Origin of the sequence: Pumilibacter muris, assembly GCF_943193045.1 — a bacterium.
In the GTDB taxonomy this organism is placed as follows: Bacteria; Bacillota; Clostridia; order Christensenellales; family Pumilibacteraceae; genus Pumilibacter; species Pumilibacter muris.
This window is the reverse complement of the sequence record NZ_CALPCN010000002.1, coordinates 341891-363679: the sequence shown is the minus strand read 5'-3', so window position 1 is coordinate 363679 and position 21789 is coordinate 341891. Positions and strand designations below refer to the sequence as shown.

The following is a 21789-nucleotide window of genomic DNA, read 5'->3' as shown; positions in this document are numbered from 1 at the left end:
AGAGAGGGTTAAAAACAATGAAAGAGATGAGAAAAAGAACTACGCTATTGTGTTCCGCGTGCGCGGCGTTGCTACTTGCGGCTGTGCTTGCGCTCGGCGGAGCGGGTTTTGCGGGAGCTTTACGCGCGAGCGCCGCACAAGACGAGGGCGCGCCTACTACGGTAACTTACGATTTTACTTCCGCCGAACAGCTTAACGATTTTACTGCAATATACGGTGACGATGAAACGGTAAACGTTGTTATTGAGGATTCGTTGGAAAATCATTGGGTTCACAATACTGAAAGCGGTAAGGTGAGCACTAAGCGCATTGATACCGACAATGGAAACAAAATCGTCGAGCTTATGCTAAATAAGTATAAGTTTACCAACTTTGAAGCGGAAGTTGTTATGAATTGGCAGCAAGGCGCAGGTTGGGGCTGGAGCGGTTTGGCGTTTAGAATAAATTCGTTCACCAAAATGCTCAGAAAAGGCGGTTGTTTCGCTTTTGCGCAAGACAGCGGAAAAGCTACGCTGTGGGGCGACGACGAGTTCGGAGGCGCCTTGCACGAGCAAGAAGCGACAAACGAGGGGTTCAATAAGAACACGGCGTTTTTGCTTGCGGTGAAAGTTGTGGGTAAGTCTTGCGACGTTACTCTTTCTTCCGACGACAAAGCTACACAATATGCCGCTTTGCACGTTGACTTTACAAAAGACGAGGCTGTGCGAAATGGCTACATAGCGTTTGGCAGCTATTCGGATAATCACGAATTCCATTCGCTTAAAGTAACTAATCTTGACGAAAACGGCAACCCCATTCCGCTCGTCGAAGAAATAAACCTTAAAAGCCTTACGCTCGATAAAACCGTAAGTTCGGTTAAAGAGGGCGAAACGGTTGAGCTCGGCTACACGTTAGACCCCGCTTCGGCACAGGATAAAGTGGACGTGAACTGGGCTTCGAGCGACACTTCGGTTGCCGTAGTGAAAGACGGCAAAGTAACGGGACTTAAAGCGGGCACGGCGAAAATTACCGCGACCGCCGCAATAGACGCGAGCAAAACCGACAGCCTCGATATAACGGTGAACTCCGCCGATAAAACTTCTCACTATTTCACATTCGAGGACGAGACCGTTATGAGTGAATTCACGGCGGCGTATATTGCTAATAGCGAGGGCGGCTCGGAAGAATGGAGCGAGCATTGGGCTGTTGGCGACGGGCTATTAAAGCGCGTAAATCTTCCCGAAACTTCGAGCGCAACTCACGATATTGCAAATCTATACTTGAACGACCGTTTAACCGAATATTTCGAAACGACTTTGGTTTACCGCAACAGTCAAGATAAATCGGGCTGGGTAGGAATCACTTCGGGCACAAAGTCTTATAGCAAACGCTTTTTGGACGAAGGGCTTGGAATGTTTATGCAAATAGGCGGCGAAGCCACCGTATGGGGGCTTGGAACTGGCGACCCGAGCGCCGATAACGGAACGCAAATAGCAACGCCCAACTACGGCAAAACCGATTGGCACATATTAAAAGTGCGCGCCTATGGCAACACTGTGGAACTTTATCTCGACAACATGATTGAACCCGTGCTCGTAAAGAGCGGGATTTCGCTTAAAGAGGGCAACGTGGGAATCATGACAAGCGAGGTTGCGCCTTTTGAATTCCGCAGCTTTGAATTCAAATATCTTGACGAGAACGGAAACGTTATAGACTTTTCGGATATTGAAAGCATAGCTATTAAAAACAAAATTCAAACCGCGACGGTGGGCGAAACGTTCACGCTCGAAATCGAGACTTCGCCCGAAACGAGCAAAGAACTCGAATATACGTTCACAACGTCGAACAGTAACGTGGCGTTCGTAAGCGGAAACGTGTTGCGCTTTATCACCGACGGCGAAGTAACCGTAACGGTTGTGTGCACCAAAGACAAACGCCTTACCGACTCTATGACGGTAACTGTTGAGAAGAAGACCGAACCGCCCGAGCCCGACAAGCCGACCAATCCGGGCGACAATAATCCGGACGACAATAACCCCGACGACGGCGAAAAGCCCTCCGAACCAGACAACAACGGGGGGGGAACTCTAAAAAAGGTTGCAAGTCGGCGGTAGCGTCGGGCGCGTCTTTCGCACTTGCGGCGTTTGCGCTTGCGGGCGCGGCGGTTCTTTTAGGCAGAAAAAAGAAAACCGACGCAAACAAATAGTTGAATAAAGCTCGGCGAAAAAGCGCGTTAAACAGAGCCGTAAATAAAACGGGCGGCTTACCCTATGCTAACCTAAGAGTTGGCATAGGGAACGCCAAACTTAAAAAATAGGAGGTAACGAACACAATCATGCGAGGAAAATTTTTAAAGGCGGCTTGCCTACTGCTTGCGGTAACTCTGGCTTGCGGAGCTACTGCTTGCGATAAAAAACAATCCGAGCCCGATTCGGGCGTTAAAACGGAGGTAAGCGGAAACATGAAAACCTACGACCTCAAAAATATAGAATATAAACCTTCTGAGGCTGTGCAAAAGAGCAATCCCCGCCAAGTGAGCGTGTCGTTGCCGCCGCTTCCCTCTTTTTCTACGGGAGAAGAAGTTACGGCGGGCGTGCATTTGCACACAACTCTTGCAACCGTCCAAAATCCCAACGTGTATTATTACGCTATAATCGATTGGGGCGACGGAAGTTGGACGTATAACGGACCGTACGAGTCGAAAGAGGGAGTGCCGTCTCTTAGCCACGCTTATAAAACTGCGGGCGAATACAGTGTGAAAGCGGCGGCGGTAAATATTGCCGACGGCAAGCTTTACGGTTGGAGCGCCGAAGAAACGCTTTCGGTTAGCGGCTCTTATTCCGCGCCCGCGCCCATAAACAGACTTAAACCGTTTTCGTCGTCGATTAACGCGAAGTCGGATTCGCTCGACAGCCTGTTAGACGGGAAAATAGCCACCAAAGTAAAAACGGGCGAGGCGGCGGATTCGAGCGTTGAAGAATATATAGGGTTTATGTTCGACGACTGGTACAGTCTCGACCGCCTTGAAATTCAGTTCCCTGCCGGCGAGGAATATTTCCCGAGCAATATAGCTGTGGAATACACAACCGACGGCGGCGAAACATGGTATTCGCTTCCTAAATATTACTACCTTTACGACTACGAAGTAGGCAGGCATTTGCCGCTTATGCGGTTTCCTAATCCGCTCGGCGCAACTCTTTCGCTACCCATGAACGGCATTGCGGCGAACGGCGTTCGGCTGTCGGCTAAGCTGTTCTTAATGGAAGAGCGCACTCTTGCAATAAGCGAAATGCGCGCCTACGGCGATAAAGAATTGTTGCTCTACACAGGCAAAGGCGGCACGTTCGACGCCGACCTTAACAACATGTGGACTATTTTCGGAAGCGCCGCAACCGAGCCCATTGTGTCGGGCTCCATAGCGAACTCGCGCACGAATCCGTCGCCGTTCCGCACGGGTTACGCCGAAATTCTTTCCACCGAGTGGGCGGAGTGGAACGGTCTTAAATTTAACTGGACGGGCGAGACTGCGGCGAAAGAAGCTTACCTTAACCAACTTGTGAACATTCGCTACGGTTCCGACGGTTGGTCTGCCGACGACGGCTACATTTGGGCAACCGCAGACAGCCCCAAGCATTTGGGCGAACAAAACCACTACACTTTAAATCCTATATTCATTATAGCGGCTCGCAACTATCTGCTTTCGGGCAATCAAACGCAAGTTACGCAAAACGGCGAAGTTGTGGATTTTATGGACGCAAAAAACCGCAGCGGGCAAACAATGGGCAAAAAGCTGGAAAAAGCTATGAGCTACATGCTTAACACGCTCGACGGCAAGAACGGCATACTAACCATATTCGACCCCGAAAACGACGGAACCACTAAGGGCAACGCGTCTAACTATTGGGATACCCACCGAGCGTTCGGCTTTAAGTCGGCATACGAAAACGCCCTCTTTTATGCGTCGCTTGTGGCTATGGCGGATATAAAGGAATATTACGGCGAAGCCGCCGAAGTTCAAAAATACAACGAGCTTGCGGCAAAGAGCAAAGACGCGTATAACAAACTGTTTTGGGACGACGCGAAAGGCAGATACATTACTTCGGTGAACGTGAACGGCGATAGAATAGACTTCGGCATGACTATGGTTAATTACTACGCCGTTGCCTACGGACTTGCCGACAAAGAGAAAGCCGAGCGCATATACGAATGGCTCGACGGCAAACGCATTATAGAGGGCGACACCTCTACGGGCGCGGACATATACGGCGAATTCGTGTACGCCTCGCGCAGCAACACGGTAGACGTTTCTTCTACCGGCGCGCCGTACTATTGGTGGGACCACGGCGGACAGCTTCCTTGCACGCCGGGAACTTTCGGCGGCTACGGGCACCAAATGCAGAACGGCGGAACAATATTCTATATATCGTACTACGACATGCTCGGCAGACTGTCGCAAATAGGAGCGGACAGCGCGGCGGGCAGATTCAACGTGATTATGGACGAATTCCACAAAGATTCTTTGAGGCGCAACCGCTATATGTCGTTCGTGCAAAACGGCTCGCAGGGCGTTGGCGAATACAGCGAGGGCGTTATAGGCGAATTCCCCGAATCGGGACTTGTGCCGCTCACGTTCGTAACGGGATTTTTGGGGCTTAATCCTTGCGCGCAAGGGCTTAAAATATCGCCCAAACTTCCCGCCGACTACGATTTTGCGGGAGTGCGCGAATACCGTTTCGGAAACCGCGTGTATTCCATTCAGGCGGATAAGAGCGCGAGCGCGCCCGAAGTTAAAACCGACGGCAACAAATATTTTGTGCGCGTGCCCGCCGATAAAGAATACGTTATTACGCTCGACAATCGGCTTATAGAAGTTAAGTAACGGCGAAAACGCTTTCATAGGCGAAACGCTTTCAAGAATATTTTATGCAGGAGATTATGCCACAAAAATGAGAAGCATACACAAAAACGTTCCCGAGCTGTTCGAGCCGCACGGCTGGACGGTTACGGAAACGGAATGGAAGAAAGAGAACAACAAAAACAACGAAACTATTTTTACGGTTGCGAACGGCTATTTGGGCATACGCGGATTTATAGAAGAGGGATTTTGCGGCGACGCCGAATATTCCGACCGCACTTCTATGCTCAACGGCGTGTACGAATATTTTCCGTACCGACACATTTGGTGCCGTCCGGGTTTTCCCGAAAGATACCACGCAATAGTGAACCAAGCCGACCCGTTCGACATCAAAGTTTTTGCCGACGGCGAGCCCGTTAGAATTTGCGAGCCGAGCAAAATAAAAGATTATTCTCGCACCCTCGATATGAAAACGGGGACGGTGGAAAGAAAATTTGTTTTTATAACGCAGAGCGGCAAAAACGTTTCGCTTAGCCTTACTCGGTTTGCGTTGCAACACAACAAACACGTTGCGCTTAACAAAATAACCGTTGCTTGCGATAAAGAAGCCGAAATAAAAATAGAGAGCGCGCTTTCCGCTCCTCGCGGTTGCGGCGCGGCAAAAGAGGAAATCGGAGGCGCGAGCGGCGAAATTTTCGACTTTCTCGAAAAAGGGCGCCGTAGCGCGGTTAAGCTTGTGCGCTACAAAACGAAAGTTGCTAAATTCGAAATCGCGGCGGCGGCTCTCGACGTTTTAAACGTGTCGGCTAAAACCGAAGCCGAAGACAGCGACTGCGGCTTAAAGGATATTTATTCGTTTTCTTTGAAAGCGGGCGAAAGCGCCGAACTTGTGCGCTGCGTTGCGTATGTTACAAACCGCGACTGCAAAAAATATGCGGAAGAAGCGGAAAAACACGCGTCGGGTGCGGCAAAGCGCGGATTTGCCGCCGAACTTGCGGCGAGCGCCGAAAAGCTCGGGGAGTTTTGGGAAAACGCGGATATTCAAATCGATTCCGACGAAGCCGTGCAGCAGGGGTTGCGTTTTTCGGCGTTGCAGATTTTTCAGTCTACGGGCAAAGACGGCATAACCAACATTTCGGCAAACGGGCTTTCGGGCACGGGATACAGCGGGCACACGTTTTGGGACACCGAAGTGTTTATGATGCCTATGTATATATACGCCAACCCCGAAATTGCGAAACAGCTCATAACGTATCGCCGCAATATTTTGGATAAGGCGCGCGAACGGGCTAAGCAGATGGACGACGTGGGCGCGCTTTTCAGTTGGAACTCTATTAACGGCGAGGAATGCGGGCACGTTTTCGAAGCCGTTACAGCGCAATACCACATAAACAACGACGTTTTTTACGCGATATACCGCTACTACGAAGCTACGGGCGATAAAGAATTTTTGTTCGACAAGTGCGCCGAAATTCTGTTCGAAATATCGCGGTGCATGGCGCACAGGGGCGCGTTTATTCCCACTAAGGGAAACAAATTCTGCATAAACGTGATTTGCGGACCCGACGAATACAACCCCGTTGTGGATAACAACCTTTATACCAACGTGCTCACTCAAAAACAGCTTAGGTTTACTTTAAAGGTTGCCGAAATGCTCAAAAAAGAACGCCCGAAGCAATACGCCGAGCTTGCGGAAAAGTGCGGCGTAACGAACGAAGAAATGGCGCTTTGGAAACGCGCGGCAGACAACATGTATATTCCTTTCAGCAAGGAACTCGGAATTTACATGCAAGACGACAACTTTATTTATAAAGACCCCATAGACGTGGATTCCATTCCGCGCGAAAAACTTCCGCTACTCACTCATTTGCACCCTTTGAACTTGTGGCGCTATCAAGTTTGCAAACAAGCCGACATAGTGCTTTTGGCGTTTATTTGCAGCGACTACTTCACAAAAGAGGAGCGCAAAAAGATTTTCGAATACTACGAGCCGAAAACAATTCACGACAGTTCTCTTTCGGCGAGCATACACTCCATTGTTGCGTGCGACGTGGGCGACAAAGCGGACGCTTACGGCTATTTGCGTCAGGCTTCGCGCATGGACCTTGACAACGTGAACGGCAACACCTTTTTCGGACTGCATGCAGCGTGCATGGGCGCTTCGTGGATGATGATGGTGAACGGCTATGCGGGGCTTAGGATTTACGACGAAAAGTTGCACTTCGAACCGTTTATTCACGACGGTTGGAAAAGTTACAGTTTTAAACTGTTGTTTCGCGGCGTGCGGTTGCGCGTTACGGTTACTAAGCAAAACACCGTCTACGAAGTTCTTTCGGGCGGAGCAATCACGATTTCGCATAACGGCAAAGACATAACGATTAAAGACAAAACGGTTGTTTAAGCGCTTAACTGTGTCCTTAGCCGAGCGAAAGTAATCCCGTGCATCAAACGATAAAAGTTGCACGTTGTCCTTAGCCGAGCACACGCAGTGTGAGAACGCCCTTAGCCAAGCCCGTAAGGGCGCACGCCACGAGCGAAGCGAGTACAAGAGCCGTAGGCGAGTATTGCGAGCGCAGCGAAGCAATCCCCAACATGGAACGAATAACAAAACCAAACAATCACTCGATAGGAGAGCGAAAAAAATGAAAAAAACTGCTATAAGAAACGTTTTTATAACGTGCGCGGCAATGTTTGTTGCGGCAATGCTCGCGGCGGCGTTGCTGTTTGCGCAAGGCGGCGTTGCCGCTTATGCCGACGAGGGCGACACCTACACTCAAAACTTTACTTCGGCGGATGCGGTGAACGAAGATTTCGAAGCTTATTATCAGTCTACAATGGGCGCGAGTTCGAACCGCGTTTCGGTGGGCGCGAGCAGTTCCGACACAACTAATTATTACGTTGAGCGCGGCGAACTTATCCGCCACTCAGTAGAGGGCGACATATCGCGCGACTTAGGCACCGACAGCTTTGCGATTCTCACTTTCACAAAGCAACAATACGTTAATTTCGACCTCACGGTTGAATATAAAATGGGCGCGGCAACCTATTATTGGCCTGTTGTGGCTTTTAGGCAAAGCGAGGCGGGCAAATACTTTTTGGAAACGGGCGGCGGAATATTCGCCCAACAGGAAGGAATGGTAACTCTTTGGGGCGCCGACGTAGACGGAATAGGCGGACCTTACGAATCGACTTCGCCCGGCGGCTACGACCGTAACGCATGGCACAAATTCCGTATCCGTCTCGACGGGCTCGATTTAACGGTTTGGCTCGACGGCTCGGGAACTCCCGCTCTTACCCGCAAGTTGCCTTATTCGGCGTTTAAACGCGGTTATATTTCGCTTATTTCGGTGAACAACGACAGCCGCTTTCGCAACTTTTCGGTTACCGAACTTGCAACGAAAGCGTTAGACGCCGAAGTGCCGCAGCCGCCTAAGCCGAGCGCCGACACAAACGATTCGCTCGATAAGCTTGCCGAAAAAGTGGATAAAATAGACGAGCTCGGCGGCAAAACGCAATCTTCGGCAACCGTTCCCGAAAAGCCCGAACAGCCCAAGCAAGTAAAAGGTTGCGGCGGCGCGGCTACGACGAGCGCAACCGTTGCGGCATTAGGCGCGCTCGCGGTTTCGGCTTTGCTCGTTTATTGCAAAAAGAAAAGGGATTGCCGCGCTCGTTTCACTTGCTCGCAATAACAAAATGAAAAACTTTTTGCAAAGTGGAACACAATTTACCACTCAAAAAGCTGTGTTGTGACGGAATTTACTATTGTAATACTCAAAAAAATACTTTATACTTATAAAGTAAAGGAAGCGAACTTCCTATAACAAGTTAAATAATCCTAAAAAGGGGTAACAAAAAGATGAAAAAAAGAAGACTGACGACGGCAATACTGCCCGCTCTTGCGTTAGCTTTGTGTCTGTGCGTCGCGGGGGGGGGGAGCGTTTAGATTATCCGCCCGCGCCGACGCGGAGTATAAGCCTACCAACGGGTACACAACTACCAACGTAGCCGCAGGGAAAACCGCAAAGTTTACCTACATAGACGGCACCGAAATCCCGCACGAAAACGTGAGGCATTTGCACGGGCAAGAGGGCTTTAATCCCTACGAGGCGCTCACCGACGGCGACCTCGAAGCGGGCGAAGGGCATAACTTGGTTACGCTTTTCAACGATGCGGGCGAAAAGACACAAGGCTACGCCGTAATCGATTTGGGCAAAGCTTACACGATTACGAGCGTGGGCGTGCTGTTTTGGGTTAACCACCGCCAGCTTAACGTTTTGGTTCAAGTGGCAAATTCCGAAGATTTTTCGGACGCCGTGACGCTTTACAACAGCGACGAAGGCAACGCTTTGGGGCAAGGCATAGGCTACGACGAGGCATTAAAAGACGTCGAGAAAAAACTCAACATTATAGAGCGTGCGCCCGTTTTCGGCAGATACGTTCGCGTTACGGGAAAATCCGAGCAAAGAAAATGTTCCGATTTTAACGAAGTAGCCGTTTATGCCGTAACCGACGGGCTTGCTCCCGTTGCGGGCAATTTGATTACCGAAAAGCAGTCGCAAAAAGGCGAGCTTACGCTCACTACGGAGCACGACGGCGCAACTATTCGCTACACTACCGACGGCAGTATCCCCACCGAAGAAAGCGCGGAATACACTGCCCCCATAAAACTTTCGCAGTTGGGCGCAAATAAGTTGCTTGTTCGCGCGTCGGCATTTTTGACGGACGGAACCGCCACTATTCCGAGCGATTTCAAGTTCGACATAAACGAGGCGGCTCGCAACGTTGCGCTCGGAGTTATGCCCACGTTCGACGACGACGTGCAACTTGCGACCTTTAACGGAAGCGCCGCAATGAGCGACGACATATTAAAGCAAGTAACCGACGGGCAACGCGGTCTCGAAAACGTCGCGGGCACCGCCTACGGTTTTCCCGCGTGGTTGTATCTCGATTTCGGGGCGGAATACGAAATCGATACGGTTATAGCCGAATTTTGGAACGATTGGGAGTTTGCCGTACTAATCCAACTTTCAACCGTTGCGGATTTTTCATCGGACGTTTATACCGTGTATTGCAATCACACTAATGTTTTGCAAAGTTATATCAGCGTTGACGGCATTACCGAGACGCCGGGCGAAGACTGGTATACGCAAATGCGCGAGCATAATTTCGAAGCCGTGCAAGCGCGCTATTTGCGCACGTTTAGCGTGAGTTGCCGTAATGCAAACAGATTTTCCGCTTGGGTGGAAATTCAAGCGTATAATAAAGCCAACGTGGTAGAGGGCGAGGAATACCCTACGCCCGAGCGCGCAATAACCAAAGCGAAAGGAATTGCCGACGTTACCGTGCCCAACGGAAGCGAAAAGGCGGACTTTGCGGAAAAACTTCCCGCGCAAGTAGAAGTTGAAGACTATTTGGGTAACGCCGCCACCCTTACGGGCGAATGGAATTGCACGACTTTTTCGGGCACTACGGCGGGAAAATACGAATTTACGTTCGACGCGGGCGAAACCGCTTGGGCGGATATATACGGCATTATGAAAATAAACGTTACCGTTGCCGAAGCGGCGGATAAAACGGCTCTCGGCGCTTTAATAGAAAAAGCGGAAGCACTGACCGAGAGCGACTATTTGCCCGACACATGGGCGCCGCTTCCCGACGCGCTAAGCGAGGCGAAAACGGTATTCGGAGGCACAAAGCAGTTTCAAGCCGAAATCGACAAGGCGCAAAAAGCTCTCGACGAAGCCGTTAAAGGCTTATTGCGCAAGGGCGATAAAACCGATTTAAACGCGGCTATCGATGAGGCGAACAAGCTTGCGGAGTCGGAATATTCGGCGGCTTCGTGGAGCGCGTTAGCCGAAAAGCTTGCGGGCGCAACCGAAGTAAAAGAAAACGAGAATGCAACGCAAAGCGCGGTTGATAACGCTCTTGCCGAACTTAACGCCGCTATAAGCGCGTTGAAGAAAATAGGGAACACAACCGAGCTTGCGGCTCGCTACAACGAACTTAAAAACACCGAAAACAAATACACGATAGCCACTTGGACTCCTTTTGCCGACGCCCTCGCCGACGCGAAAGCGATTGTGGACAGTGCGGAAGCTTACGAAGACGAAATTGCCAAAGCGCTCGCGGCTTTAAACCAAACTTTTGCGGCGCTCGAAGAAAAGTCGGATATGTCGGCGCTCGAAGCGGCGATTGCGAAAGCCGAGCAAGTGGATTTAAGCCTTTACACTCAGGCAACCGCCGAAGCGTTGAGCGCGTCGCTCGAAGCGGCGAAAGCGGTATCCGACGACAGCGAAGCCGAAGTTATTGCGTCTGCCGCCGCCGACCTCGAAGAGAAGCTTGCCGCGCTTGTGGCAATAGGAAACAAAACGGAATTAAACGAATACGTTTCTTCGTGCAATTACGCCGCCGACCGTTACACCGTTACAACCTACAACGTTTACGAAGCGGCGCTCGAAAAAGCGGAAGCCGTTCGCTTGAACGCCGACGCGGTTCAATCCGAAATAGACAAAGCTCTTTCCGAGCTGAAAGCGGCGGTAGAGGCGCTCAAAGAACTCGCTAATAAAACCGCGCTCTATGCGGCTATAGAAGAAGCCGAAAAAATAGAAAAAGGCGGTTACAGCTCCGAAAGTTACGACGCTTTCGTTAAAGCGCTCGAATACGCTCGCTCGGTAGCAAACAGCAACGACGTGAGCCAAGCGGACGCCGACGGAGCGATAGAAACGCTCAACTCCGCAAAAAACGCTCTTTCGGCTAAGAAAAGCGGTTGCGGCTGCGGCTCGAACGCGGTGGGAGTTTCAAGCGTTGTTGCGGCGGTTGTCGTGCTTGCGGTTGCGGTTATTATGGCTAAACGAAAAGGCAAAAAGGAGAACGTGAAATAATGAAAAAGAAGAAAACTTTTTCCCGTCTTTCCGTATGTTTGGTGTGCGCCGCAATGGCGGTTGCGACGGCTGTCGGAGGGGTTTCAGTGTTTAGTAAAAAAGAAAAAGCCGACGCCGCAATAGGCGAGCTTAACACAATGGACGAATTTACAATCGCGGGGTTTGTGAATTACTACGACAAATCCATTGCGAGTTTAGAGGAGCAAACGCGCGACCTTGCGCGCAGCGGCATGAATTGGGTCGATACGCCCACTTGGTGGTCGCCGCTCGACGGCAGCGTTTCGGGCGCGACCTCTCGCGACTTTTTGGACCCGTCGGAGTGGGGCGCGTATAACGAACTTTGCCGCGAACTCAACATATATTTTTCAATGTGCCCGCAAAGCTCTGTACTTGACGAAGCGGAACTAAACGATATGGTTAATTACGCGAAAGACCTCGACCGTTGTGTGGGTTACTATGTTAAAGACGAGCCGAGCGCTGCGCAATTTCAGTCGGTGGCAAATATTTGCCGCAAATTGCAAGAGCTCGACCCCTCGCGTTTTCCGTATGTGAACCTCTTTCCAAACTATGCGGGAGCCTCGAACTTGGGCGGAAGTTACGAAGATTACGTCCGCAACTGGGTTGCTACGGGCGCCGAATCCATAGAATATTTATATTTCGACCATTATCCGTTCACGCAGTTCGAAGACGTTCGCGCGTCCTACTTTTCGGACGTGGAAACTATCAGAAAAGTGGCGTTCGAGAACAACCGTTTAAAAACGGGCGGCTATACGCAAATGGGTTGGTGGAACGGCATGCGTCGCCCCACAGTTGCCGAAGCGCGTTGGAGCATGAACTCGCTTCTCTCTTACGGCATGAAGAGCATAAGCCATTTTTGTTGGGTGTCGCCGGCATATCAGGAGCCGCCTGCGGGCGAGGGAATGCAAGACTTTGTGCTTACCAACAAAGGCGAACCCACCGACCGCTACGAGCCTATGCAAAAACTGAATTGGCAAACCCGCCAACTCGGACCAGTGCTCATGAGCTTCGACGTTGCGCATGCCTATCATTCGGGCGACGTTCCCACAGGAACGGAAGCTCTTCCCAAAGCTTTCTTATTGCAACCGTCGTCGCAAAACGACAATCTTATTTTCTCGCTCGGATACAGCAAAGACGACAGCGAAAAATATCTTATGCTTTTCAACAAAGAGCTTACGGGAAGCAAAAAATACACGATTAACGCCGACGCGTCGTCTGGGCTTACTTCGCTTACTTGGTATAAACCCGATTCGTTCGAAACTTTGCCCGACTACACGAAACCGCTCGCCGCGCCCGAAGAAATCGAAATAAGCGTGGCAAGCGGAAGTTTCGAGGTTGAGTTGCAAGCGGGCGAGATGCGCGTTTATAAACTTAACGGCGAACTCAGCATACGCGAGCCGCTCAAAGCTCCGTCGCTCAGCCACAAGAGCGGCACTTACTTGGGGCAGCAAACCGTTACGCTCACGAGCTACGACGAAGGCGCCGAAATTTACTACACCACCGACGGCAGCTATCCCACATATCGTTCGGAGCGCTACACGTCGCCCCTGACTATCGGCAAAGACGGCGAACTCGGCTTTTTCGATATTAAGGCAATCGCGGTGCGCGGAACCGAAATATCCGACGCGGTAATAGGGCGGTATATAATATCCGACGGTTCGCAAAACGTCGCGCTCTCCCGCGAGCCTACTTTTACGGGCGAGACGGAAGCGTTTCAAGGAAGCGTTGAACCGAGCACCGTAACCGACGGAAGTTTCGACCCTCACAACACTTGGGGTTCGGCTCCGAACTCACCTTGTTTCGCTGTGGTTGACTTCGGAAAGGAATACACTATAAACAGAGTGCTTGTTAAAGCTTGGCACGATTGGAATTTCAACGACGTTGTAATTCAGCTTGCGCTCGACGAAAACTTTACGCAAGGCGTTTACACCGTGTTCAATAACGATACGGATAACTCGGTCGGCGTAGGCGCGGGCACCGACGGCGCGTATAAAGAAAATCCGAACGGCGGGCACGGTTTTAGTTTTGCCCCCGTTAGGGCGAGATACATGCGTTTCCATAACGCTTCGGCGAACACTCGCAATCAAAGCGTTTGGGAAGAAATGCAGGCATACACCGCGTATGATGCGGGCGAAGACATTCTTTCCAACACTTCCGCTTGGCGCGTTACGGGCGGCGGCACTTGGAGCATGAACGGCGGCGTGCTTTCGCAAACGGGCGCGCAAGACAGAGACAGTTGGGACCGCTCGTATACCTACACCGCCAAAAAGTTTAAAAACTTTATTTTGGAAGGCGCCTTCACAATGAAAACTTCCGACCCCGCCGCGTGGGGTTACGTTGGGTTCGGGCTGTATAAGCCGGAAATAAACAACGTTCAAAGCGACTACGACAAAGGCTATTACGCCGTAATCGAGCCGCGCGGCAGAGTTCTGTTGTGGAACGGAGCAAAGCCCGAGCTCGGGCCGGAAGACGCCAACGTTGCGGGATTTGCGCTCGGTTCCGAATTTACTTTGCGGGTAATTTCGGTGAACAATACCGTGTCTATTTCGGTAAACGGCAAGCCTGTTATGTACGTTGAGGGCGATATATTCAATCGCGAGGCGGGATATATTTCCATTCACGGCGGACTTATTCCCATAGACGTGAGCAAGGTTCGCATAACCGAACTTACCGACGAGCAAAAGCCGAACGAGAGCGAAAACTGCATGAAGAGCGCGGGCGAAGAGCGCGTGGCTGTGGAACGGTTTGTGTCGAAAGCGGAAGTGCTCGCGTCTCTTCCCGAAAAAATGACGGCGACCGACACTGCGGGAAATAAATACGAACTTCCCGTAAAATGGAGCTGCGAATCGTTTAATTCCACCGCAACGGGTTGGACTACGTTCGTAGGCGAATTTACGAGTTTGCCGAAAAATCTTGTGAATTTGTTCGGAGTTACGGCAACAGCCAACGTGTTCGTGCGCCCGTATACCGACACTTCCGACCTTGAAGAGCTTGTTAAAATAGCGCGCAGAGTAAACCCCCTATACGTTACGCCCGAAAGCTACGAAAATCTGCGGGTTAAGTTAGAGGCGGCGGAAGCGTTGCTCGCCGACCCGTTTATGGTTCAAAACGACATAGGCGTGGGCGTGTGGCAGCTTTTCGACCAAATAGAAGCGCTTGTTAGCACGGTTGACAAATCGCCGCTGAACGCGGCAATAGCGTCCGCCGAGCAAGCGGCGGAAAGCGGCGGCTACACCGAGCTTAGTGCGGCTAAAATAAGAGCCGCGATTGAAAAAGCGCAAGCGGTGCTCGCCGACGCAATCGCGTCTCCGTCCGACGTGTCGAACGCGATTAGCGAGCTCGACAGTGCGGTGAAAAACGGTTTAAAGCCCAAAGCGGCTGTGAGCCCGCAAGAAAAGCCCGAAATTTACTCGGCTAAAAAGAGCGGTTGCAAAGGCACGTTGAGCGCGTCGGTTCCGTTCGGTGCGGGCGCGGTTATGGTTGTGCTTTTGCCTGCGGCGGCGTTGGCTTTAAAGAAGCGCAAAAAACAAAATTAAAAGCGCGTTTAGTCGGCGCATACGGAACTGCGTTCGCAAAGCTTGACGTCTTCTGTATGCGCCGCGATTACGTTTTTAAATATACTAAAAAGGAAAAAATTATAGAATGAAAGCGTTTATATTCGATTTAGACGGCGTTATTGTGAGCACCGACGAATTGCACTACGAGGCATGGAAGCAAACGGCGGACGGCGAGGGTATTTTCTTTAACAGAGAAATCAACGAGCGGCTTCGCGGGGTTAGCAGAGGGGAGAGCCTCGAAATAATTTTGGAGCGCGCCGAAAAAAAATACTCGCAAGAGGAAAAGGCGCAACTTGCCGAAAGCAAAAATCGGATATACCGCGAATTATTGAAAAAACTCACTCCCGCCGACAGGTTGGAAGGCGTAACCGAAACGCTCGAACAACTGCGTAAGCGCGGTTATTTGCTTGCAATAGGCAGTTCGAGCAAGAACGCCCCTATTATTCTCGAAAAAATAGGTTATAAAGATTATTTCGACGCAATAAGCGACGGAAACAATATAAAGAAAAGCAAGCCCGACCCCGAAGTGTTTTTGTGCGCCGCAAAAATGCTCGGCTTAAAGCCCGAAGAGTGTTATGTGGTGGAAGACGCCGAAGCGGGAATCTGCGCGGCTCTTGCGGGCGGGTTCGCGCCTGTGGGAATAGGCGGCGCGGCAAAATGCGACGGAATAACAAAAGGGCTCGGAAAATTCTCCGACCTGTTGGAATTGTAATGCCCCTCTCTTTGGGTAACTCTGTTGCCCGAAAGTTTCCTTAAAAGACTGTTGCGACAACGCGGCAGTCTTTTTTTGTTGAGGCTTTTACGGTTGAGAGCGTTTCATTATTGTCATTGTGAGGGCATGCTGTCTTTGCAAGCGCGGCGAGGCAATCCTCTGCATGAGCGAATAATTCCCCGTTTGCGGCATATTCCTCATGTTTTCGGTGTTCTGTGAAAACCCGCCGAAATCGGTGCGTTAGACGGTTGACAGAAAACGTCGGATGGGGTATAATAAAACCACATTAAAAACAGTGTTAGGAGGAAAACATGGCAAAGGCAAAAAGCAAAAACAAGACGGGGCAAATCGTTATGCTCGGAGCGGCTCTACTTGGGCTTGTGGCAATCTTTTTAATGTTTGCGCCGGGAATAACGTCGAAAGCGATTGTGGCAAATAAAGAGGCGGGCACGAGCAGTATTTCGGGCTTTAAACTCATTTTCGGAACGGAAGACGGTTACAAATTCAATTTCATGATGTTCCTTTCGTTGATTTTCACGGCGGTTGGAATTGTGGGTGCGATACTCGGCGGACTTTTGAATATGAAGCTCGGCAACTTCCTCGCTCTCGGCGGCTTTTTGCTTGCTGGAATATTCTTCTTTTTGTTCCGCGCGGTGTTCCCTATGGGCGTGGGCGATATGACTATTAACGGCACCACCGTTTTATCGGGCAAAGACGCGATTAAAGCGCTCGAAGAAGGCGTTTCGATTTTCGGCGTTACCACCAAAACTACTTTCTCGCTCGGCGTTGGCGCAATAGTTGCGGGCATACTCAGCATAGTTGCGGCTTTGGCTTCGGCAGCGGCTACGTTCGCGCTCAAAAAGTAAATTTTTTAACGGCGCAGAACTAAGTAAACAGAAAAACCGTTGCTAAAAGCGTTAAGCGGCTTATGGCGCAAAAAGTCTTTAACAAAAATATACATTGAACACAAAAGGGCGTTTTATGCTAAACGCTCTTTTTAATTTCCGTCAGCCACTTGCAATATCATAAAGTGTATGTTATACTTTATGTGTACGCTTAAATATATTTTTACGGTAGGAGGGCGCAACATAATGGAAATCAAAGTGTGCATAGGCTCGTCGTGCCACTTGCGCGGCAGCTACGAGGTTATAGAAAAGTTGAAACAGCTTATAGCCGATAACAAACTTGAAGGAAAGGTGAACCTTGCGGCAAGCTTTTGCTTGGGTAAGTGCGGCACGGGCGTAACGGTTACTTGCAACGGCGAGTTCTTAGACGGCGTTACCCCCGAAACGGTGGAAGGAATTTTTAACGAGCGTGTACTGAAAGCGTTATGAGAGAGTATTTGAATTTTAAGCAGGCTAACTGCAAAAATTGCTACAAGTGCTTGCGCGAATGCCCCGTTAAGGCTATTACGGTGCTCGGCGACCGCGCGCGCATACGCGAAGATTTGTGCGTTTTGTGCGGGCATTGCACGGGCGCGTGCAGTTTTAACGCGAAAGAAGTGGTGAACGACGTAGCGTCGGTGAAAAAACTTCTCGGCGGCAAAAAGAAAGTTATTGCGTCGGTTGCGCCCGCGTTTGCGGCAAGCTTTTTGCCCGATTTCGCTATTTTTAAAAGCGCGCTCAAAAAACTCGGGTTTGCTGACGCGTTCGAAACTGCGGACGGCGCGCGCGAGGTTACCGACCGCTATAATAAGTTGCTTAGCGGCGGCAAATATAAAAACCTCATTGCGTCGGCGTGCCCGAGCATAGTGCGACTTATAAGGCTTTACTATCCCGACGCGCTCGCGTATCTTGCTCCCGTAGTGAGCCCTATGGTTGCGCACGGCAAAATGCTCAAAGAGAAATTTCCCGATTGCAAAATAGTGTTTATAGGTCCTTGCATAGCCAAAAAACAGGAGGCGGACGAGAGCGGCGCGCTTGACGCGGTTCTCACTTTCGAAGAACTTAACGCAATGTTTAAGGAAGCGGGAATAGAGCTTGCTACGCAACATGCCGAAGTCGCGGCTACGGCTACAGAGACGGGCGCCAAGAACGCGGCGCGTTACTATCCCATAAATCGCGGGATAATAAAGTCGTTCGACTCGTTCCAAACCGATTACGAATACATAAGCGTAGACGGGCTTGCGAGGGCGAAAGAGGTGCTTGCGAATATAGACACTCTTTCGGGTATGTTTATAGAGATGCACGCTTGCGAATTTTCTTGCATCAACGGACCTTGCGCGCTCAGCCGCGAAAAAGGCGGGTTTATAAAGGCGACCGAAACGGTGCGCGCCTACGCCAAGACGGGCGCGGAGTCGAAAAAACCGTATTCCGAATTGTCGCTCGAATACAAGTATAAAAAACTCGAAGACGGCAGAAAAACTCCGCCCGAAGACGAAATTAAAAAAATTCTTGCGGCTACGGGCAAACATTGCCCCGAAGACGAACTCAACTGCGGCGCTTGCGGCTACAACACCTGCCGCGAAAAAGCGATTGCGGTTTATAACGGCATGGCTGAAATAAGCATGTGCGTGCCTTATATGCGCGAGCGCGCCGAAGGACTTTCTTACGATATAATTCAAAACAGCCCCAACGGCATATTCGCGGTTGATTCCGACTTGCAAATTCTTGAAATCAACGAGAAAGCCGCCCAGCTTATGGGGGTTAGCAAATCTTCGGCTAAAGGCGATTCGCTTGAAAAATACCACAATCCCGCAGATTTTTACCGCGCTCTGTACGAAAACGAGTTTTTCACCGCCCGCAAAGTCAAGCTTGAAAAAACGGGCAAATGGGTGGAAATGACGCTCAGAAAAGTAAAAAATCAAAATCTTTTGTTCTGCATAATGAAAGACATAACCGAAGACGTAGACTACAACAGCAAGCTCGACAAAATCAAAAAGGAGACTGCCGAAGTAGCCGAAAACGTTGTTAAAAAGCAAATGCGCGTCGTGCAGGAAATCGCGTCGCTTCTCGGCGAAACGACTGCCGAAACCAAAATCGCGCTCATTAAAATGCGCGATACGATTTCAGCCCAAGAGCGCGACGAGCAAAAATAAAGGAGCGACAAATGGAAGTTCTCGAATACGGGTATGTGTCGCTGAACAAAAAGAACGAGGAACTTTGCGGCGACAAGGTGGAAATGATTCCGTCGGAGGACGGCGGCGCAACGCTTGTGCTTGCCGACGGACTCGGAAGCGGCGTTAAGGCGAACATACTCTCAACGCTCACGAGCAAAATACTGTGCACTATGGCGGCGGCTAACGTCCCGCTCGAAGAGTGCATAGATACCGTTGCGGGCAGCTTGCCCGTGTGCAAACAAAGGGGAGTTGCGTATTCCACGTTTTCGCTTTTAACTGTGGGCGCCGACGGCAACGGATATTTGGCGGAGTTCGACAACCCGCCCGCAATACTGTTGCGCGGCGGAAAGTGGGTGCCGTTAGAGCGCGCCGAAAGAACATACGGCGGCAAAAAACTTTATATAAGCAAAGTTAAGTTAGAGCGCGCCGACGTTGTGCTTTTAATGAGCGACGGAGTTGTTCACGCGGGCGTTGGCGAAACGCTGAACTTCGGTTGGGATATAAAAGAAATACGCGAGTTTGCCGAAATTCAATACGACCCTGCGCTTTCCGCCCGAACTATGGCGAGCATTATGGCGAACGCGTGCTACGAACTTTACGGGCACCGTCCCGGCGACGACACGACTGTGCTTGCGGTGAAATACCGTGCGCCGCTAACCGTTAATATGATGATAGGACCGCCCTCGAACGCCGAAAGCGATTCTCTTGTGGTTAGCGAGTTTATGGCGCACGACGGCAAAAAAGTTGTGTGCGGCGGCACGAGCAGTCAGGTTGTGGCGCGTGAACTGAAAACGCAGGTAACAACGAGTTTCGACTACTTCGATAAAGACGTTCCGCCGATAGGCTATATAAACGGAATAGACCTAACTTGCGAAGGCGTGCTCACGTTAAAAAAATTGCTTGTTTACGCCGAAAAATACGTTTCCGTCTCCGACCCCGATATTAAAATGTTTAAAGGCAAAGACGGAGCGAGTTTGCTTGCGAATTTGTTGCTTATCGAGGCGAGCGCCGTTAATCTGTTTGTGGGGCGCGGCGTAAACCTTGCTCACGAGGGGTTGGGCATAGACAACAAAACAAAGCTCGATTCGGTTGTTAAACTGTTGAATATTTTGAGAGGACTGAATAAGTCGGTAGAAATTAAATATTATTAAAATATTGTTCCGTTTGGGACTACGACAAAAAAGAGAAAAACATGAAAGAAAGAGTATTCGATACAAAAGTTCAATTATTAAAGTATAAAGCGCTTAAAGCCGTAATCGAACGCGCCTATGCGGGCACGCTCAACCAAGCTATGTACGAAATTCCCAAAGAAATCGTGCCCGGACCTAAGTCGGACATGCGTTGTTGCATATATAAAGAGCGCGCGGTGCTCAGCGAGCGCGTTAGAATGGCAATGGGCGGCGACCCCGAAAATCCCAACGTAATAGAAACGCTTCCTGTAGCTTGCGACGAGTGCCCTATGGAGTCGTACTTCGTTACGCCCGCGTGCAGAGGTTGCATAAACCATAAGTGTATGGAAGTATGCCCGCGCGGAGCGATTTCGATTGTGAACCGCTCGGCGCAAATCGACGCGGAGAAGTGCATAGAATGCGGACGGTGCGCAAAAAGTTGCCCTTACGGCGCAATAATAGAACTTGCCCGCCCGTGCGTTAAGGCGTGCAAGATAGGGGCGCTGAAAATAAACGAAGATAAAACGGCGGTAATCGACAACGACAAATGCGTTATGTGCGGAGCATGCGTATACAGTTGCCCGTTCGGCGCGATTGTGGATAAGTCGTATGTGCTCGACTGCGTGGAAATATTAAAAGAGGCTGAAAAATCGAAGCGCAAAGTTTACGCAATCATAGCGCCCGCAATAGTGAGCCAATTCAAATACGCGAAAATCGAGCAGATAGTGGAGGGCATCAAAAAACTCGGTTTCCACCAAGTAATCGAAACGGCTATGGGGGCCGACATTACGCTCGGCAAAGAGCTCGAAGAGCTGAACGAACGCGAAAAAATGACCACAAGTTGCTGCCCGAGTTTTGTTATGTATATCGAGCGGCATTTTCCGAAGTTAAAGCAATACATATCGTCGTCGCCCAGCCCTATGGTTGAGGTAGCAAAGCTCATAAAGCGCACTTCGCCGGGTTGCAAGGTGGTGTTTATAGGTCCTTGCGCTTCCAAAAAGTACGAATGCAAACTGCCCAAAACGGACGGCGCCGTAGACTGCGTTATATCGTTCGAAGAATTGCAGGCGTTTTTGGACGCGCGCGGAATAGACGTTTCCACGCTCGAAGAGTCTCCTCTAAACAACGCGTCGAAATACGGGCGGATTTTCGCTAAGAGCGGCGGAATAACGCAAGGCGTTAAAGAACTCAAAGAAAAGTACGGCATAACAAAAGAAATTTGCCCTATTGCGCTCAACGGACTCGAACAGATAAGAATGGCGATGCTCAAAATGAACGCGGGCAAGCTTCCCGAAAACTTTATAGAGGGTATGGCGTGCGAGGGCGGCTGCCTAAACGGTCCGCTTTGCCTAAGTCACGGCGACAAAAACGTTCTCGACGTTGATAAATACGGCGCGCAGGCGCGCGAACAGGATATAGCTGCGAGCATGAAGTTATACGAACTTACCAAAAACGACGATAAAGACTGAAAACGCATTCATCGCGCCATACGGGCTACGCTTGCCGAGTCGACTTGGTCGAGTACGTGGAAGTACACTCCCGTCGTCGACTCGGCAACTG

12 protein-coding genes are annotated in these 21789 nt (G+C 50.5%); all 12 read left to right on the top strand.

What is annotated here, in order from left to right:
• Positions 1 to 17 precede the first annotated feature (17 nt).
• The 12 genes from NFR62_RS04275 (at position 18) to NFR62_RS04220 (ending at position 21698) form a co-directional block, all read left to right on the top strand.
• Positions 18 to 2093: an Ig-like domain-containing protein gene (locus NFR62_RS04275; protein ID WP_251614768.1), complete on the top strand. Its 2076-nt coding sequence runs from the start codon at positions 18 to 20 to the stop codon at positions 2091 to 2093.
• A 221-nt stretch (positions 2094 to 2314) separates the two neighbouring features.
• Positions 2315 to 4858, top strand: coding sequence for a GH116 family glycosyl hydrolase (locus tag NFR62_RS04270; protein WP_251614765.1), 2544 nt, complete (start codon positions 2315 to 2317; stop codon positions 4856 to 4858).
• A 67-nt stretch (positions 4859 to 4925) separates the two neighbouring features.
• Positions 4926 to 7235 carry a glycoside hydrolase family 65 protein gene (locus tag NFR62_RS04265; RefSeq protein WP_251614762.1) on the top strand — a complete coding sequence of 770 codons (2310 nt, stop codon included), beginning with the start codon at positions 4926 to 4928 and terminating at the stop codon, positions 7233 to 7235.
• A gap of 241 nt (positions 7236 to 7476) precedes the next feature.
• Positions 7477 to 8523 carry a 3-keto-alpha-glucoside-1,2-lyase-like domain-containing protein gene (locus tag NFR62_RS04260; protein ID WP_251614759.1) on the top strand — a complete coding sequence of 349 codons (1047 nt, stop codon included), beginning with the start codon at positions 7477 to 7479 and terminating at the stop codon, positions 8521 to 8523.
• A gap of 375 nt (positions 8524 to 8898) precedes the next feature.
• Entirely contained in the window at positions 8899 to 11715 is a 2817-nt protein-coding gene (locus tag NFR62_RS04255; RefSeq protein ID WP_251614755.1) for a chitobiase/beta-hexosaminidase C-terminal domain-containing protein, read from the top strand.
• The gene (locus NFR62_RS04250) at positions 11715 to 15269 is read left to right on the top strand and encodes a chitobiase/beta-hexosaminidase C-terminal domain-containing protein (RefSeq protein ID WP_251614752.1); all 3555 of its coding nucleotides are present in this window, start codon (positions 11715 to 11717) and stop codon (positions 15267 to 15269) included. Before NFR62_RS04255 ends, NFR62_RS04250 begins: the two co-directional genes overlap by 1 nt.
• 106 nt (positions 15270 to 15375) lie before the next feature.
• Positions 15376 to 16002: a beta-phosphoglucomutase gene (pgmB, locus tag NFR62_RS04245; RefSeq protein WP_251614750.1), complete on the top strand. Its 627-nt coding sequence runs from the start codon at positions 15376 to 15378 to the stop codon at positions 16000 to 16002.
• 311 nt (positions 16003 to 16313) lie between these two features.
• Entirely contained in the window at positions 16314 to 16868 is a 555-nt protein-coding gene (locus NFR62_RS04240) for a hypothetical protein (RefSeq protein ID WP_251614748.1), read from the top strand.
• Positions 16869 to 17093: 225 nt separating this feature from the next.
• A complete protein-coding gene (locus NFR62_RS04235) occupies positions 17094 to 17336 on the top strand; it encodes a (2Fe-2S) ferredoxin domain-containing protein (RefSeq protein ID WP_251614745.1) in 243 nt (80 codons plus the stop codon).
• Complete coding sequence (locus NFR62_RS04230; protein ID WP_251614743.1) at positions 17333 to 19039, top strand: [Fe-Fe] hydrogenase large subunit C-terminal domain-containing protein; 1707 nt, start codon at positions 17333 to 17335, stop codon at positions 19037 to 19039. Before NFR62_RS04235 ends, NFR62_RS04230 begins: the two co-directional genes overlap by 4 nt.
• Positions 19040 to 19050: 11 nt before the next feature.
• Positions 19051 to 20211, top strand: coding sequence for a SpoIIE family protein phosphatase (locus NFR62_RS04225; RefSeq protein WP_251614741.1), 1161 nt, complete (start codon positions 19051 to 19053; stop codon positions 20209 to 20211).
• Between the two features lie 41 nt (positions 20212 to 20252).
• Entirely contained in the window at positions 20253 to 21698 is a 1446-nt protein-coding gene (locus NFR62_RS04220; protein ID WP_251614739.1) for a 4Fe-4S dicluster domain-containing protein, read from the top strand.
• Positions 21699 to 21789 lie beyond the last annotated feature (91 nt).

What these genes read in the sequence shown, in the direction of transcription:
- NFR62_RS04275 (WP_251614768.1), top strand. Translation starts at nt 18, where the DNA reads ATGAAAGAGATGAGAAAAAGAACTACGCTATTGTGTTCCGCGTGCGCG.
- NFR62_RS04270 (WP_251614765.1), top strand. Translation starts at nt 2,315, where the DNA reads ATGCGAGGAAAATTTTTAAAGGCGGCTTGCCTACTGCTTGCGGTAACT.
- NFR62_RS04265 (WP_251614762.1), top strand. Translation starts at nt 4,926, where the DNA reads ATGAGAAGCATACACAAAAACGTTCCCGAGCTGTTCGAGCCGCACGGC.
- NFR62_RS04260 (WP_251614759.1), top strand. Translation starts at nt 7,477, where the DNA reads ATGAAAAAAACTGCTATAAGAAACGTTTTTATAACGTGCGCGGCAATG.
- NFR62_RS04250 (WP_251614752.1), top strand. Translation starts at nt 11,715, where the DNA reads ATGAAAAAGAAGAAAACTTTTTCCCGTCTTTCCGTATGTTTGGTGTGC.
- pgmB (WP_251614750.1), top strand. Translation starts at nt 15,376, where the DNA reads ATGAAAGCGTTTATATTCGATTTAGACGGCGTTATTGTGAGCACCGAC.
- NFR62_RS04240 (WP_251614748.1), top strand. Translation starts at nt 16,314, where the DNA reads ATGGCAAAGGCAAAAAGCAAAAACAAGACGGGGCAAATCGTTATGCTC.
- NFR62_RS04235 (WP_251614745.1), top strand. Translation starts at nt 17,094, where the DNA reads ATGGAAATCAAAGTGTGCATAGGCTCGTCGTGCCACTTGCGCGGCAGC.
- NFR62_RS04230 (WP_251614743.1), top strand. Translation starts at nt 17,333, where the DNA reads ATGAGAGAGTATTTGAATTTTAAGCAGGCTAACTGCAAAAATTGCTAC.
- NFR62_RS04225 (WP_251614741.1), top strand. Translation starts at nt 19,051, where the DNA reads ATGGAAGTTCTCGAATACGGGTATGTGTCGCTGAACAAAAAGAACGAG.
- NFR62_RS04220 (WP_251614739.1), top strand. Translation starts at nt 20,253, where the DNA reads ATGAAAGAAAGAGTATTCGATACAAAAGTTCAATTATTAAAGTATAAA.